The organism is endosymbiont of Lamellibrachia barhami, from assembly GCF_011947365.2.
In the GTDB taxonomy this organism is placed as follows: domain Bacteria; phylum Pseudomonadota; class Gammaproteobacteria; order Chromatiales; family Chromatiaceae; genus QGON01.
The window spans coordinates 88,897-102,582 of record NZ_JAAVSH020000001.1 but is presented as its reverse complement, the minus strand read 5'-3'; the positions used below and the strand labels follow the sequence as shown (position 1 = coordinate 102,582).

Below are 13,686 nucleotides of genomic sequence, written 5' to 3'. Positions count from 1 at the left end.
CAGATGAAGATACCGACGCATTTTCAAAACACGCTTTTTTATCTGCAACTACTGGCAGTGCTGCTGCTCGCCGCCTGGATAAGCAGCCGTTTCGAGCTACAATGGGACTGGACCCGCAACGGCAGCAATACCCTCAGCAAGACGAGCATCGAGACCCTGGCGCAGGCTGATGGTCCCATCACCATCACGGTCTACGCCGCAAAACAGACGGCCTTGCGGGAAAAGGTCGAATCGTTCATCGAACGCTACCACCGTTTCAAACCCGACCTTAAGCTAAAATTTATCGATCCGATCCAGCATCCCGGTGCGGCACGCCGTCAGGGCATCACCCTATCCGGCGAACTCCTGATCGATTATCGGGGCCGCCAGGAGCGTCTCCAGCGGCTCGACGAAACCACCCTGACCAATGCCATCCATCGGTTGCTGCGGACCGAGAGCCGCTGGCTGGCTGGCCTTGAGGGCCACGGCGAACGCAGCCTGCTGGGAGAAGCCAACCACGACTTGGGCCTTTTCGGCTCAGCTCTGCAGCAGAAGGGTCTCAAAACCATCAGCCTGAACCTGGTGGACACCCCGGATATCCCGCTCAACACCAGCCTGCTTATCGTTGCATCACCCCAGAAGGCCCTGCTGCCGGCCGAGTTGTCACGACTGCAGTCATACCTGGAACAGGGTGGCAATCTCCTGCTGCTTCTCGACCCCGGGCAGGATACCGCCTTGAGTCCGCTGCTCGCTTCACTGGGGTTGGAAACCCTGCCAGGCATCCTGGTGGACGCCAACGTACGGGAACTTGGCATCGAGGACCCCTCCATCGCACTGGTATCCCGTTATCCACCACATCCGGTAACCCGGAACTTCAATCTCATCACTCTCTACCCCCAGGCATTGGCGCTGCAGAGTAGCGCTTCGTCTCCCTGGCATGCCGTGCCGCTGTTACAGACGTTGCAAAACTCATGGAACGAGACTGGCACCATAGAGGGAGAGATCAAGAGAAACCCGGACGCCGGTGAAGCACCAGGACCTCTGACTATCGGTTACGCCATGAGCCGGGAGAAGAACGGCGGCACTCAAAGGGTTTTTGTGGTGGGCGACGGCGATTTCCTCTCCAACGCCTATCTGGGCAATGTCGGCAACCAGGATCTGGGGATTGCATTGATCAACTGGCTGACCGCTGAAGAGGGCCTGAACATACAGAGTCATCAGGCAACCGACTTGACACTGCTGCTCTCCCCCCTCGCGCAGGGCATCATCGGTCTCGGCTTTTTGTTCCTGCTGCCGCTGCTGTTGCTGGCGACCGGCGGCTTGATTCATTGGAGTCGGAAACGGGCCTGATGAGTCGTCGCACCTGGATCAATCTGCTGCTCTTTGCGCTGCTATGTCTGTTGGCCGCACTTGCCTGGTGGCTGCAGCCCACACCCCTGCCACCCCTGACCGATCTCGACCCCGGTAATATCAAAAGCATCAGGATCTCGGACAACAGCGGACGGGCTATCCGACTGCACAAAAACGGCGGCATCTGGAGGATAGGGCAAACGCCTGCCGACGGTGATCGCATCAGGCAACTGCTGGAGATCAGCCGCACTCCAAGTTTTGATCGTTTTCCCGCCCCTGAACATCAACTGGAAGCTTTCGGTCTGCAACCATCCGCCATTCGTCTGCAACTCGATGGCCTGGAACTGGCATTCGGCAACAACGACCCGATCGACAACCTGCGCTATGTCCAGATCAACAATCTGATCCATCGCATCGGCGATGGCTTCCAACACCATCTCACTGCCCCGGAAACGGCCTGGCAGAAGAAGTAGTTATGCCCGAGTTGCCCGAAGTCGAAACCACCTGCCGCGGTATAGCACCCCGCATCAAGGACGCTGTAGTGGAACAGGTGGTCATCCGCCAGGCGAAATTGCGCTGGCCGATCCCCGCCACCCTGCCCCACGATCTGCCGGGACAGCGCCTGCAACGGGTCGAGCGGCGGGCAAAATATCTCCTGCTGCAGTTCGACCAGGGCACCCTGATCCTGCATCTCGGCATGTCCGGCAGCCTGCAGGTGCTGGAGCGGGGCACACCCCCGCAGACCCACGACCACTTCGAGATCACCTTCAACAACGACCGCATCCTGCGCCTGCGTGATCCCCGCCGCTTCGGCGCGGTGCTTTGGACCTCGGCCCCCGCAACCGACCACGTCCTGCTCAGAGAATTGGGACCTGAACCCCTCGGACCCGACTTCGACGGGATCCATCTCCACCAGGAAGGCAGTCGGCGCAGGGTGGCGGTGAAAAATCTCATCATGAACAGCAAGGTAGTAGTCGGGGTGGGTAACATCTACGCCAGTGAATCACTGTTTCGTGCCGGCATTCACCCCGCCCGACCCGCCAATCGCATCTCACAGCAGCGCTATAATCGCCTGGCGGCAGAGATCACCGCCGTGCTCCGCGAGGCAATAAAAGCGGGGGGAACCACCTTGAGGGATTTCCAGCAGGAGGATGGACGGCCCGGCTATTTTGCTCAAGCGCTGCTGATCTACGGCAAAACGGGGGAACACTGCCCCAATTGCGGCAACACCATCAAAAAACGCACCATTAGACAGCGATCGAGTTACTATTGCGCTCACTGCCAAAGATAGGCCACGACTTATTATCCTTGACACCAAAGCGCCCCCCTCCTAGCATGCGGGAATTTTTTGAATAAATGTAACGGACAGATGGATCTAAAAGCCATTAGTGAACTCATCGCCGACGATATGCAGGCCGTCAATCAGACGATCCTGAGCAATCTGCAATCGGACGTTGTGCTGATCAACCAGATAGGCGCTTATATCGTCAACAGTGGCGGTAAACGACTGCGCCCGCAGATCGTGCTCCTGGCCGCCCAGGCCTGTGGTTACAATGGTCAGGACCACATCGATCTGGCGGCGATCATCGAGTTCATCCACACCGCCACCCTGCTGCACGACGATGTCGTGGACGGCTCCGACCTGCGGCGCAACCAGGAGACAGCAAACGCTGTCTGGGGCAATGAAGCCAGTGTGCTGGTGGGTGACTTTCTCTACTCACGCTCATTCGAGATGATGGTGTCTGTGGGGCAGATGCGGGTGATGGACGTGCTCTCTCACGCCACCAACCGCATCGCAGAGGGGGAGGTGCTGCAGCTGCTCAACTGCAACAACCACCAGCTAAGGTTAAATTAATGTAAATTTAATTCCAGCAGGAGGATGGACGGCCCGGCTATTTTGCTCAAGCGCTGCTGATCTACGGCAAAACGGGGGAACACTGCCCCAATTGCGGCAACACCATCAAAAAACGCACCATTGGACAGCGATCGAGTTACTATTGCGCTCACTGTCAAAGATAGGCCACGACTTATTATCCTTGACACCAAAGCGCCCCCCTCCTAGCATGCGGGAATTTTTTGAATAACTGTAACGGACAGATGGATCTAAAGGCCATTAGTGAACTCATCGCCGACGATATGCAGGCCGTCAATCAGACGATCCTGAGCAATCTGCAATCGGACGTTGTACTGATCAACCAGATAGGCGCCTATATCGTCAACAGTGGCGGTAAACGACTGCGCCCGCAGATCGTGCTCCTGGCCGCCCAGGCCTGTGGTTACAATGGTCAGGACCACATCGATCTGGCAGCGATCATCGAGTTCATCCACACCGCCACCCTGCTGCACGACGATGTCGTGGACGGCTCCGACCTGCGGCGCAATCAGGAGACAGCAAACGCTGTCTGGGGCAATGAAGCCAGTGTGCTGGTGGGTGACTTTCTCTACTCACGCTCATTCGAGATGATGGTGTCTGTGGGACAGATGCGGGTGATGGACGTGCTCTCTCACGCCACCAACCGCATCGCAGAGGGGGAGGTGCTGCAGCTGCTCAACTGCAACAACCCGGAGACCACCGAAGCCGACTACATGGAGGTCATCAAGCGCAAGACCGCGACACTTTTCGAGGCCGGCGCCCGACTGGGCGGTGTCATCACCAACGCCGCCCCCGAACGGGAAAAGGCGATGGCAGATTACGGTCTCCACCTGGGAATTGCCTTCCAACTGGTGGATGACTCTCTCGACTACAACTCATCCAATGAAGATATCGGCAAAAACATCGGCGATGATCTGGCCGAAGGCAAGCCGACACTGCCGCTGCTGCAGGCAATGAAAGTTGGGAGCGAAACCCAGCGGGAAAAATTGCAGGAGATCATCGAAAAAGGCGGCCTCGACGAAATCGACTTCGTCATGGAGGCGATTAGAACCACCGATGCCATCGCTTACACGGAGAATATGGCACGACAAGAGGCACAAAAAGCGAAAGCCGCGCTGGAGGCGATCCCACCCTCACCCTACCGGGATGCCCTGGCCGCACTGGCCGATTTTTCCGTGTCCCGAACCAGTTAGTCTCATCACACGAAACCTGACGTAGGATGTGCTGAGCACAACGAAGCGCATCCTGTCGCGGAATTAGTGCGGTTCGGTTTCCTCACCATCCCTACACACTTGCGCCATCTCTTTGGGTTTGCACTTCTCCGCAGCCATACGCAGCTTGAAGGCGCCACTCCAATTGAATCCCAGAGATTTAAATTCCTCATTCCCGCCCTGCTCGCGGCTCTGGATTCCTGGCAGCCGAAGTTTGCGGTAGCCGCGGCGGCAGCTTGGCACACTTCCACTTCAGGGAGGAAGGGTCGTTGTTGTGCTTCGTTCAGTTACGTATTATGTAACGACTCCTGTCAGCGGCCTTGTTGATAGACAGCTTCTTGTTGGCTGTCAGCGCCATAACCAGTTAATTTCTTCCCGTTTCAATAAATCGTACATGACATCCTTTCTGGCCTCCGAAAATGTGCCCAAAGCCTTCTTGGAAAACATGGCTATTGATGTCATGTTGAGCCATTTCCAAAGCAGTAACAAAACACCGCCTCTGTTATTTCTATTCCAGTCCTTTTGGTGAAGCCTGCTCCTTTGATCAGAGAATTCAATTTCAGCTTTTTCCATGTGTCGGCAAAAAGATTGTCAATGTAGTACCTTAGATCAGTACACCTTGCTGATCCAGGGGTGAAAACGAAGCTGTCACTGTTTATGCCATTCTTCAATTGGGCCTCCGGGTGGTTTTATTGTTTGTCTTTGAACACAAACATTTTACCATGCGTGAGGCCCACTTCCTTTTATATTCAGCAGGTTACGCGATATTTATCGTTAATTTTGAACTCCAAAACTTGAGCAGGTTCTAATTTGTTTCATACGTCCATTAATTTCCGCTATTCTCGAAACGTAGAATTCTATTTCTGCTCTTGCCTGCTCCGATTCTGCTCTTGCCTGCTCCGATTGTTTTTTTATAAATTCAATTTCACCATATAAAGCTTCCAACTCCTTAGCTAAAACCTTTCCTCTTGCATCAATTAATTCTAATTCATCATTCAACTCTCAAATCTTCTTTCTTAATTCCAATATAACCACCTGATTTTTCGCTTCAATAATTTTATAAAATCAGTCAAGTTTATTTAATTTAAGTAAAAGGTATCTTGCTGATTGAGATCATTCTCAAATATCCTTTATAAGCCTTGAAAAGCTTTTCTCTAAGCCCTTAAAAATCTTTTCTTCTGGTGATTTGTATAATCATAATAGTTTTTTTGCAACTGACTTAATCCTATAATTTCATTTTTCATACTTATCTGGATCATAAACACTTAAAACATATCAAAAATCCTGTATAAGTAATGCTTGTCTATCTTCTGGTAAAGCACGAAATTTAGGCATCCGTTTTCAAACTAAGGAAGTAAAACGTGATTTTGTTTCTTCAAATGAATACTCATACCCCTGCTCACTCATAAAGGAAATCTGCGCACTCTGCGCAATACCAGAAGAATCAGCCATGGTTACAGGCAATCAAATAAAGAAAAACACCAACCCAACAATCACCCGTCAATACATAATCCACCCCACCCCTTAAACAACACCCCAAACCCCCAGAGCCGATATCGTGTGCCCACAACCACTGCGCCTTCCGCCTACCCCTGTTATCTTCGCTATCTGACGCCTAATGAGCTTAATTAACGGTGTGCACCCCGTTGCCGGGCACCGAGTCTCGTCTCCATTCTGCATCAAAGCACAGGGACAGCACTTGCCATCCAGTCTGTTGCGACACCCTTTCCCGGCCTGCCAGTTACAGTGGATAAGACTGGGGGCAGACCGACAACCGGGTGGATGTTCTTTCGTTATTGCCTGTTGGGCAGGACTCCTAACCGTTATTCGATGGGTCGAGTGTAGCAGGAATTGGGAGGGCTAGGGGTCGGAGTCGATTCGGCTACGCAGTGGCGTCACTGCCTTCGCTCTAAATTGACACTGTGCCGCTCCCAGACAGAATCGCTCTCGACTCCGACCCCTGGATCCTTGGCGGTTTGACTCCGACCCCTGAACCCTAAAATGGCTCAGGCACGCTGCTCTTTTTCGTGGTGCGTTTTTCCGGCATCTCGGGTTTGTATCGCCCCGCTTCGAGATCACGCAGCAGACCCTGACACGCTTTGAGACGGGTGGGTTTCAGTCGTTTTCCCTGCAGGACGGTCAATTCAAGGGGATGGTGCCCAGGCAGCTTTGCCAGCAAGGTAAAGGTGACCACATCGTCGCTAGTCTGAAAAGACTCCTTGATCTCGGGTCTCATGTTCCACTGCTGCGCCAATATTTTACGAATCTCCCGTTTGATCTGTTCCGGGTCACTCTGTTTGCGCTCAGTGGGAAACAGACTGCTGGAGAAGTGGGCAAAGAGCCTGTCGGTGGCAGTTGCCAGCAGTTGCTGTTCTCTCTGTATCTTCAGATCCCACAACAGGCAGCAGTAGGCGGTGTAGTGCTGTGTCTCTATCTCTGTCTGCGCCAGCCACCCGGCATCAGCCTGGCGCTTTAAAGCGTCATGCAGGCCACTCTGTTGTGAGACAGCAGTGAGCAGTTCGGGATTCTCCCGCAGTTGTCGCCAGAAGAAGAGCTGGGTTTCAGCATCGTCCATGTGACGGCTTTCGAGATAGCTGAAGAACCGCTCACGCAACAAAGCCTCTCCCCGCAGAAAGGCGATTTGCAGGAAAGGCGGTAATTCATGGTCTTTAGTGCCAGACCAGCGAAAGGCGCGTTGAAAGCGGGTGGTGATATAGGCAGAGAGAGGAGAGATGATCTGCCGAAGTTGTTTCGCCATGGTCTGTTCCCATCAATTCAGGAGGGGTCGGAGTCGAATCAAGGCCGGAGCTACCTCACCGGCATCGCTCCGAACCGGCTTTATACCACGACATGACAGGCTCGCTCTCGACTCCGACCCCGGGGGAAATCTGGAGCGGACGACGGGATTCGAACCCGCACTACCCGGGGGCAACCGGAATGTCGGGCTCTGAAGGCCCGCGTGCTACCGTTACACTACGTCCGCATGTCATTTGGAGTCTAATAAAGTTAGTTAAGACAATAGGGGACAGACCACGGTTTTCCAGATCTATTCCTCAATAACGTGGTCTGTCCCCTATTATTACGTGTCCCGAACCAGTTAGTCTCATCACACGAAACCTGACGTGGGATGTGCTGGGCACAACGAAGCGCATCTGTCACGATTGATGCGGTTCGTTTCACTCACCACATCCTACATATTCTCTTTGGGTTTACTTCTCCGCAGCCATACGCAACGAAGGCGCCACTCCAATTGAATCCCCCCCCGAATTCCATTATCATTCCCGCCCTGTCGCGGCTCTGGATTCCTGGCCGAAACAAGTTTACGGTGTGTAGCGCAGCTTGGTAGCGCACTTCCTTCGGGAGGAAGGGGTCGGAGGTTCAAATCCTCTCACACCGACCAATCAAGCCCTGTAGCTCTTGTGAGCTATAGGGCTTTTTTGTGCTTGGCGGTTCGGAGAATATGAGGATTTCTTTATCACCCTACTTTTGTCGGAATTCTTTACAGCCACCTAATAGCGAAACAAATTCATAACTCATTGTTTTTTCTAATTAAAGTTAGACCAAAAACAATACAGCACCCCATTGTCCATAAAATTTGTGTCGGATTTTATTACATTTCAGATTTTCTGACCGGATACCTTTGTAGCTAAGAAGCTGATTCCTAACGAGATTCTCATTCCGGCCCAATAATTGCCTTACTTTTTACGCGTGAACTTAATGGAGAGAGGAAACGGGAGTCAGCTAGATGATTACCAGATCTGTTTCCCATTAAAAATAAATCTGTCCCCTTTTACCCTATGTACCCTATGAGGGAAATTACGGTGTTGAGATTCTTTATACCTGTAGTAATGGTTTTTATCCCCTTTTGTGTGGCAATTGCCGATGATAAGGCGTCTGTGTCTAAAACGCCCACATTCGACTGGAGTGGCCCCTACGCCGGGGTTTTTGTGTCGCACAATTGGGGTAAGCTGGATACGCAAGGCGATACCAGCCACCTTAGTAGTGATGAAGACGATGTTTGGGCTTCTGGTTTGTTCGGGGGATATCGTTGGAATCTTCCCCGGCAGTTCGTTCTCGGTGCTCAAATTGAAGTCCCACTGGCTGCCGATACCGGGACAGTAGAGGATATTACATTTTATCCTGCCCCTGCCTTTCAACCTCCTGTGACCTATGAGTACGACGTTGATAATGTCTTCCTGGCCATTGTCCAACTCGGCATAGCCTATGATCGCCTGTTGCCTTATGTCGAGGCAGGCATCGGAAGAGCAGAGGTGTCCTACCGTATTAATAACGTCGACTATGCAAATGCATATAGTCCGGGTGCCGCCCAAAAGACCTCGAATGTCCATACTATATGGAAAGTAGGCTTAGGTCTTGACTATGCGGTAACCGACAATTGGATCGCGGGTGTCAAATTAAGCTACTTTAAGGCAGAACCGGAAAGTTATAATCTCCCATGGTATGACGACACACCAGGTAGATATGACAGGGGTGCGCACGGCTCCTCTGCCAACTTTACGCTTTCCTATAAATTCTAATGTTTTCAGAGTTCAGGAAAAATAAGCGTTTTTACTCTGACCCCAAACTCGGTTCGGAATTTAATAGGGGACAAAAACCGTGGTCTGTCCCCTATTGTTCATTATCTGGCTGAACGGCAATATTTATTCAACCGGCGGTTCGATATGAAGGCCATCCTGCCGCGCCTGCTGCATGCGGGGGTCGCTACCGGACCCCGAACTGAGGCGTGGCTTCGATCGGCTGAACATTCGTGCTAATCAGGTTCACTATTGTTCAAGTTAAGTAATCTATCAGTCATTTTTCTTAGTTCTTTCATTTTTTCTGTCTCTGCTACTTCTGATTCTCTCTTGGCTCTTGTAGCAGCTGTCTCAGCTACTGCATCAAAATATCAATTTAATTGTGCAAAAAGATGAAACCTTCTTTTATATAATTCATTATACAATTTAGGAAGAACTTCTTTGAAATCATCTACATCAAAACCAGCTAATGTATCTCACTCTTTTATAATTACACTAGAAACTGTATCATAATAGTATTCATCTCAAGCATTTACCTTATATTCAGCTTCTCATCCTGCTAATGTAACAAGTAATTCCATATCACTAGAATGTTCTGGGTGTTTTTCTTGTAAGAATTCTGCTGCATTTGATATGTAAAGAACTCATGGAGTTTCAGTTTGTAGTAGTTTCTTTACTTCTTCCTCCTGAATAGGCCATGTCTTTAGTGCAGGCAATACTTTTGTAGTCCATGCATTCATAAAATCTCTTCAGTTATATCATCTATATGCAATTTCTTCATATTTTCTAACTTCTTCTGCTAATTCCGGATAAGGGGGGGGGTAGCCGGTTAGCGCCACCAAATACTACATGTTGTGTTATCTCCACTGATAGCCATGAGTGACATCGGCATCAGTGACTGGATCAGTAACAACAGCCTGCTCAAGTTCAAACACATAGTGCAGATAAAGGTTCGACAAAATTGAGCTAATGACCCCGCCCTGTGGTGTACCTTTGTCCCTGGCCTGCTTCGTGCCATCGGACAGTTGCATCGGCGCTGTCAACCAGCGCTTGATGTACAGTCTGATCCACACCGAATCGGTATGTTTCTCCACCGCTTTCAGCAACAGGTCGTGCGGTATATTGTCAAACAGTCCTTTGATATCGAATTCAACTACCCAGTCGTAACGCCAGCACCGTTTGCGTGTGACTCCCACAGCATCCAGCGCCGATTTACCGGGCCTATAACCGTAAGAGTCAGACAAAAAGTAGGGTTCGACTTTCGGTTCGAATTCAAGCTTGACCACCATCTGGGCTATTCGGTCACTGACCGTTGGCACACCCAGTATTCGCTCTCCACCAGACTTCTTCGGAATAGGCACCGCCCGAACAGGCGGGGGCATGTAGCTTCCCGATGACATCCGGTTCCAGAGCTTGTACAAGTTGTCTTTCAGATCCTCTTCAAATGCTGCAATCGATTGCTTATCCACCCCTGCAGAACCTGCATTGGCTTTAACGAGGCGGTAGGCCTCGTACACTCGATGCTTAGAAATGATAAATGGTTTCCTGATTAGCACGAATGTTCAGCCGATCGAAGCCACGCCTCAGTTCGGGGTCCGGTAGCGACCCCCGCGTGCAGCAGGCGCGGCAGGATGGCCTTCATATCGAACCGCCGGTTGAATAAATATTGCCGTTCAGCCAGATAACGCCTCCCATACTTTCTGAATTTGAAGGCGTGATAGGTGCCTGCTATCGAGGTCTTGAGATTACCCAGCAGAATGTTAATCCAGGCAAAGCATGGCATATCGATACTGCATCGGCCACTGCCGACCACTTCGGGCAGATGAGCCGCCCCAGACTGGGTAACTGCGGGGAAACAGTTCAGGCCATCACTGGCCACATGGCTGTCAGAGGCCAAGAATTGCTTGGCCCAGCGACTGATGGCGGCTTTGGTAAAACCGTCCACCAAGTCAAAGCGCGCGAATATCGGATGCCCTTCCTCATTCAGTTCCACCGCCGCCACAAAGGGCACCTTATTCTCCGAGCCACGCCCGGCTTTGCCGCGATGCTCACCACCCAGGTAAGCATCGTCGATCACAACATCACCTTGCAGAATCCTTCCTGCTTCACGCTCTACCATTACCTGCATCAGCTTCTGCTTGACCCGCCATGCCGTGGGCCAACTCACTCCCAACTGCCGCTTTAGCTCTAAGGCAGAAACTTGATTTTTGGACTGGCTGATCAGGAACATCGACTGAAACCATTTGCGCAGAGGCAATTTCGAGCTATGGAAGATCGTCCCCGAACGCAGGCTCGTCTGGTGACGGCAACCACTACACTGCCAGTAGCGTGTTCTTCCAACGGAGAACTGGCTGGCGTGAGCGCCGCCACACTGGGGGCAAACGAATCCATGAGGCCAGCGCGCTTGCTCCAGCGAGCGTTCACACTGCTGTTCCGTCCCAAATTGCTCAAAAAACTCAGACAGGCTCATGCCCGCTTGAAACTGAACCTTGTTCATCGCCATGATCGTGCTCCCGTGATTGATCCTGGCGTTAGTATGCGCGGGGCAGTGGCTCATCCGGTGAGCCTGGCTGAACATTCGTGCTAATCAGGTTAATTGAAGTCTCAGTTTATTACTGACCGCGCACGCTTTCATCATGGACGGGAATAATAAACCGCGCCTATCCCCGTACGTACAATAACAGTCAAAAACTCTCCACTCATAATATCGTACATTAGTGAGAATAGCCGAGGAGCACAATATTATGTTAGGCATTTTATTAAAACTAATTGATAGAATTATTGAGTATTTAAAAACGGGACAACAGAATAGGGAGAAGATGTTTAAAGAAATCATCGAGCCCCTTTTCAATGAAATGACATTGGCAGTGCAGGATTACCAAGCGCTATTTAGAGAAAATTGGGGTCAGAGTAAAAATACCATCAAATATCAGATGGAGTTTTTACTCTGACCCTAAACCTGGACCCTAAACCTGCAACTTGGGCAGATGCTCAATGATCTTGCTGCCCAGGATGGCGACAGCGCACTCAATCGCCGCTTGGCCAGCTATGCCAGGCCACAACTCCTCGTGATCGACGAAGTGGGCTATCTCTCCTACTCCAACCGCCATGCCGACCTGCTGTTCGAGATTGTCTCCCGGCGGTATGAGGAGAAGTCCACCCTGGTCACCACCAATCGCCCCTTCGCAGAGTGGAATGAGGTTTTTCCCAACGCCTCCTGTGGCGTCTCTCTGGTCGATCGGCTGATCCATCGCTCAGAGATCCTCATTATCGATGGGGAGTCCTACCGTCTCTAAGAGGCGAAGGAGCGGCAACAGCGCTAAAGCGAAGACAGAAAACCACAGCGCCATCGAACAAGGGAGCCAAATCATGACACCACCCAGAATACCGGACGACTGGTCCCCGCGAGAAGCCCTGGCCATCTACACGTTCATCGATGAAATCCGAGATGCCATCTGGCATCGCTACGATCTGCAACTGATTGAGCTGATGAAGGAGGAGAGGATCACTGCCTTCGAGGAAGATAACGACGATATGGTGTTCTGAATGACGTTACTTATACCGCAAGGGCATAAGTTTCGTTTGAGCAGGCGAGCTGCTCAACTCAGCTTTACCTGAAGGATGGTCGCCTGAATATCGATAACAATCCGGCAGAGAATCCAGAAAGAAGAAAACCCACTCCAATCCATGGAGTGGGCTTTCGAGATGTCGACACCTTCCCTGGCGTCTGGCTACCCGTCATCCCTGCGTGTAGCCTTGATACAAGGGGGAACATCCTTGCGCCCATCCGATTCTCATCGGCCGTCCTTGTTGGGAATTAATATACTATCCGGCGTTGGGATGATGAATCAGAAAAATCCGCTATTGCTGTAGGAATCGTCTGAAAGACCATCACGGCATGCAGCAGGATTGTAGTGTCACTTAACATCAACTCGACTTGGCCAGAACGAGGATCGCAGTACGGCAACACCCTTCGCCATTTATCCGCGGTTTTAGGTAGCCGCTAACACCCGCTTTACTGATCCGTCTGGGTTTGTGGGTCGTCTTACCCGATTCATGGGGTTTTGGGTCCAGTCCAGCATGAGCAACCCATTGTGATCCGGTCATATTGGTTGGCAATCCGGCCAATTCTGCGAGTATCCTGGGACCCGTTTTCCCGGCAATACCAGTGATCGAAATGAGCTGCTCCAGTTTAGGCTGAAGCTCAGCATCATGCACCACAATATCCAGTGCTGCTTGCGCCATAGCGTCGATACGCCGTTGTAAATGACGCATGTTTAAATCAGTATCATGGGCGACCACTCGCCCGATGATACCCAGGCGTGATGCGGCAATATGTCGATTTCTTTCCCGAGTTAACTCCGTCGTGAGTTGTACTATTCGACGCGTAATATGTTGTAATTCAAGCACTTCTTCTCGAGGTGGTTGCCATGCTTTAAAATCCATTCTCAGTGTATATTCAAGCATAGCATCAGCATCCAGGGCATCGGTTTTTCCCCGTTGCATTTGTGCCATGACAAAGTTCTTGATGGCACGAGGGTTGACCACAGCGACTTCAATATTGCTGCACTGGTGTAGCCCGAGATCGGCAAAGTCCTGAAGGCACTGCGCACCTTGGGCCTGGAGGTCATCATCCGGCCTCATGGGCGGGTGACGCCGGATCGCCGTACCGGCAAGACCAGTAAGGAAACCACGTGAGCGGACCCGACACGCTCAATGTCTGGCACGAGCAGCGGCT

Annotated in this window: 14 protein-coding genes, 1 tRNA gene and 2 pseudogenes; 12 read left to right on the top strand and 5 right to left on the bottom strand. The window is 51.5% G+C overall.

Annotated elements, in window-relative coordinates:
• The first annotated feature begins 3 nt into the window (after positions 1-3).
• The 6 genes and pseudogenes from G9Q73_RS00455 (at position 4) to ispB (ending at position 4,395) form a co-directional block, all read left to right on the top strand.
• A complete protein-coding gene (locus G9Q73_RS00455) occupies positions 4-1,329 on the top strand; it encodes a GldG family protein (RefSeq protein WP_177417993.1) in 1,326 nt (441 codons plus the stop codon).
• The gene (locus G9Q73_RS00450; protein WP_177417992.1) at positions 1,329-1,802 is read left to right on the top strand and encodes a hypothetical protein; all 474 of its coding nucleotides are present in this window, start codon (positions 1,329-1,331) and stop codon (positions 1,800-1,802) included. The genes G9Q73_RS00455 and G9Q73_RS00450 overlap by 1 nt, the downstream gene beginning before the upstream one ends.
• A 2-nt stretch (positions 1,803-1,804) precedes the next feature.
• Positions 1,805-2,620: a bifunctional DNA-formamidopyrimidine glycosylase/DNA-(apurinic or apyrimidinic site) lyase gene (mutM, locus tag G9Q73_RS00445; protein ID WP_177417991.1), complete on the top strand. Its 816-nt coding sequence runs from the start codon at positions 1,805-1,807 to the stop codon at positions 2,618-2,620.
• A gap of 78 nt (positions 2,621-2,698) precedes the next feature.
• A pseudogene (locus G9Q73_RS00440) lies at positions 2,699-3,163 on the top strand (polyprenyl synthetase family protein); the annotation flags it as partial.
• A 74-nt stretch (positions 3,164-3,237) separates the two neighbouring features.
• Positions 3,238-3,348, top strand: coding sequence for a zinc finger domain-containing protein (locus tag G9Q73_RS00435; RefSeq protein WP_177421185.1), 111 nt, complete (start codon positions 3,238-3,240; stop codon positions 3,346-3,348).
• 78 nt (positions 3,349-3,426) lie between these two features.
• Positions 3,427-4,395 (top strand): octaprenyl diphosphate synthase, encoded by a 969-nt coding sequence (gene ispB, locus G9Q73_RS00430; RefSeq protein WP_177417990.1) that lies wholly within the window; start codon positions 3,427-3,429, stop codon positions 4,393-4,395.
• A gap of 792 nt (positions 4,396-5,187) precedes the next feature.
• Here ispB and G9Q73_RS00425 read toward each other — a convergent pair.
• Positions 5,188-5,412, bottom strand: coding sequence for a hypothetical protein (locus G9Q73_RS00425; RefSeq protein WP_177417989.1), 225 nt, complete (start codon positions 5,410-5,412; stop codon positions 5,188-5,190).
• 997 nt (positions 5,413-6,409) lie between these two features.
• Positions 6,410-7,171, bottom strand: coding sequence for a hypothetical protein (locus tag G9Q73_RS00420; protein ID WP_177417988.1), 762 nt, complete (start codon positions 7,169-7,171; stop codon positions 6,410-6,412).
• 565 nt (positions 7,172-7,736) lie between these two features.
• On the opposite strand from G9Q73_RS00420, the gene G9Q73_RS00415 reads away from it, so the two are divergent.
• The 3 genes and pseudogenes from G9Q73_RS00415 to G9Q73_RS00405 form a co-directional block, all read left to right on the top strand.
• Positions 7,737-7,813: transfer RNA gene (locus tag G9Q73_RS00415), tRNA-Pro, on the top strand.
• A gap of 421 nt (positions 7,814-8,234) precedes the next feature.
• The gene (locus G9Q73_RS00410) at positions 8,235-8,951 is read left to right on the top strand and encodes an outer membrane protein (protein ID WP_177417987.1); all 717 of its coding nucleotides are present in this window, start codon (positions 8,235-8,237) and stop codon (positions 8,949-8,951) included.
• Between the two features lie 102 nt (positions 8,952-9,053).
• Positions 9,054-9,188 (top strand): annotated as a pseudogene (locus tag G9Q73_RS00405) (IS1595 family transposase); the annotation flags it as partial.
• A gap of 617 nt (positions 9,189-9,805) precedes the next feature.
• Here G9Q73_RS00405 and G9Q73_RS00400 read toward each other — a convergent pair.
• Positions 9,806-10,504 (bottom strand): reverse transcriptase domain-containing protein, encoded by a 699-nt coding sequence (locus tag G9Q73_RS00400; protein WP_177417986.1) that lies wholly within the window; start codon positions 10,502-10,504, stop codon positions 9,806-9,808.
• Complete coding sequence (locus G9Q73_RS00395; RefSeq protein ID WP_177417985.1) at positions 10,498-11,451, bottom strand: IS1595 family transposase; 954 nt, start codon at positions 11,449-11,451, stop codon at positions 10,498-10,500. Before G9Q73_RS00395 ends, G9Q73_RS00400 begins: the two co-directional genes overlap by 7 nt.
• A gap of 241 nt (positions 11,452-11,692) precedes the next feature.
• Between G9Q73_RS00395 and G9Q73_RS00390 the strand changes: the two genes are divergently transcribed.
• The 3 genes from G9Q73_RS00390 (at position 11,693) to G9Q73_RS00380 (ending at position 12,494) form a co-directional block, all read left to right on the top strand.
• Positions 11,693-11,899 (top strand): hypothetical protein, encoded by a 207-nt coding sequence (locus tag G9Q73_RS00390; RefSeq protein WP_177417984.1) that lies wholly within the window; start codon positions 11,693-11,695, stop codon positions 11,897-11,899.
• A gap of 36 nt (positions 11,900-11,935) precedes the next feature.
• The gene (locus G9Q73_RS00385; protein ID WP_177417983.1) at positions 11,936-12,244 is read left to right on the top strand and encodes an ATP-binding protein; all 309 of its coding nucleotides are present in this window, start codon (positions 11,936-11,938) and stop codon (positions 12,242-12,244) included.
• A 73-nt stretch (positions 12,245-12,317) separates the two neighbouring features.
• A complete protein-coding gene (locus G9Q73_RS00380; protein WP_177417982.1) occupies positions 12,318-12,494 on the top strand; it encodes a hypothetical protein in 177 nt (58 codons plus the stop codon).
• A 381-nt stretch (positions 12,495-12,875) separates the two neighbouring features.
• Here the strand turns inward: G9Q73_RS00380 and G9Q73_RS00375 are convergent, their stop codons facing one another.
• A complete protein-coding gene (locus G9Q73_RS00375; RefSeq protein ID WP_177417981.1) occupies positions 12,876-13,592 on the bottom strand; it encodes an IS110 family transposase in 717 nt (238 codons plus the stop codon).
• Positions 13,593-13,686 lie beyond the last annotated feature (94 nt).

Bases quoted from the DNA above. Each gene is read 5' to 3' on its own strand.
- G9Q73_RS00455 (WP_177417993.1), top strand. From the start codon at position 4: ATGAAGATACCGACGCATTTTCAAAACACGCTTTTTTATCTGCAACTA.
- G9Q73_RS00450 (WP_177417992.1), top strand. From the start codon at position 1,329: ATGAGTCGTCGCACCTGGATCAATCTGCTGCTCTTTGCGCTGCTATGT.
- mutM (WP_177417991.1), top strand. From the start codon at position 1,805: ATGCCCGAGTTGCCCGAAGTCGAAACCACCTGCCGCGGTATAGCACCC.
- ispB (WP_177417990.1), top strand. From the start codon at position 3,427: ATGGATCTAAAGGCCATTAGTGAACTCATCGCCGACGATATGCAGGCC.
- G9Q73_RS00420 (WP_177417988.1), bottom strand. From the start codon at position 7,171: ATGGCGAAACAACTTCGGCAGATCATCTCTCCTCTCTCTGCCTATATC.
- G9Q73_RS00395 (WP_177417985.1), bottom strand. From the start codon at position 11,451: ATGGCGATGAACAAGGTTCAGTTTCAAGCGGGCATGAGCCTGTCTGAG.
- G9Q73_RS00390 (WP_177417984.1), top strand. From the start codon at position 11,693: ATGTTAGGCATTTTATTAAAACTAATTGATAGAATTATTGAGTATTTA.
- G9Q73_RS00385 (WP_177417983.1), top strand. From the start codon at position 11,936: ATGCTCAATGATCTTGCTGCCCAGGATGGCGACAGCGCACTCAATCGC.
- G9Q73_RS00380 (WP_177417982.1), top strand. From the start codon at position 12,318: ATGACACCACCCAGAATACCGGACGACTGGTCCCCGCGAGAAGCCCTG.
- G9Q73_RS00375 (WP_177417981.1), bottom strand. From the start codon at position 13,592: ATGAGGCCGGATGATGACCTCCAGGCCCAAGGTGCGCAGTGCCTTCAG.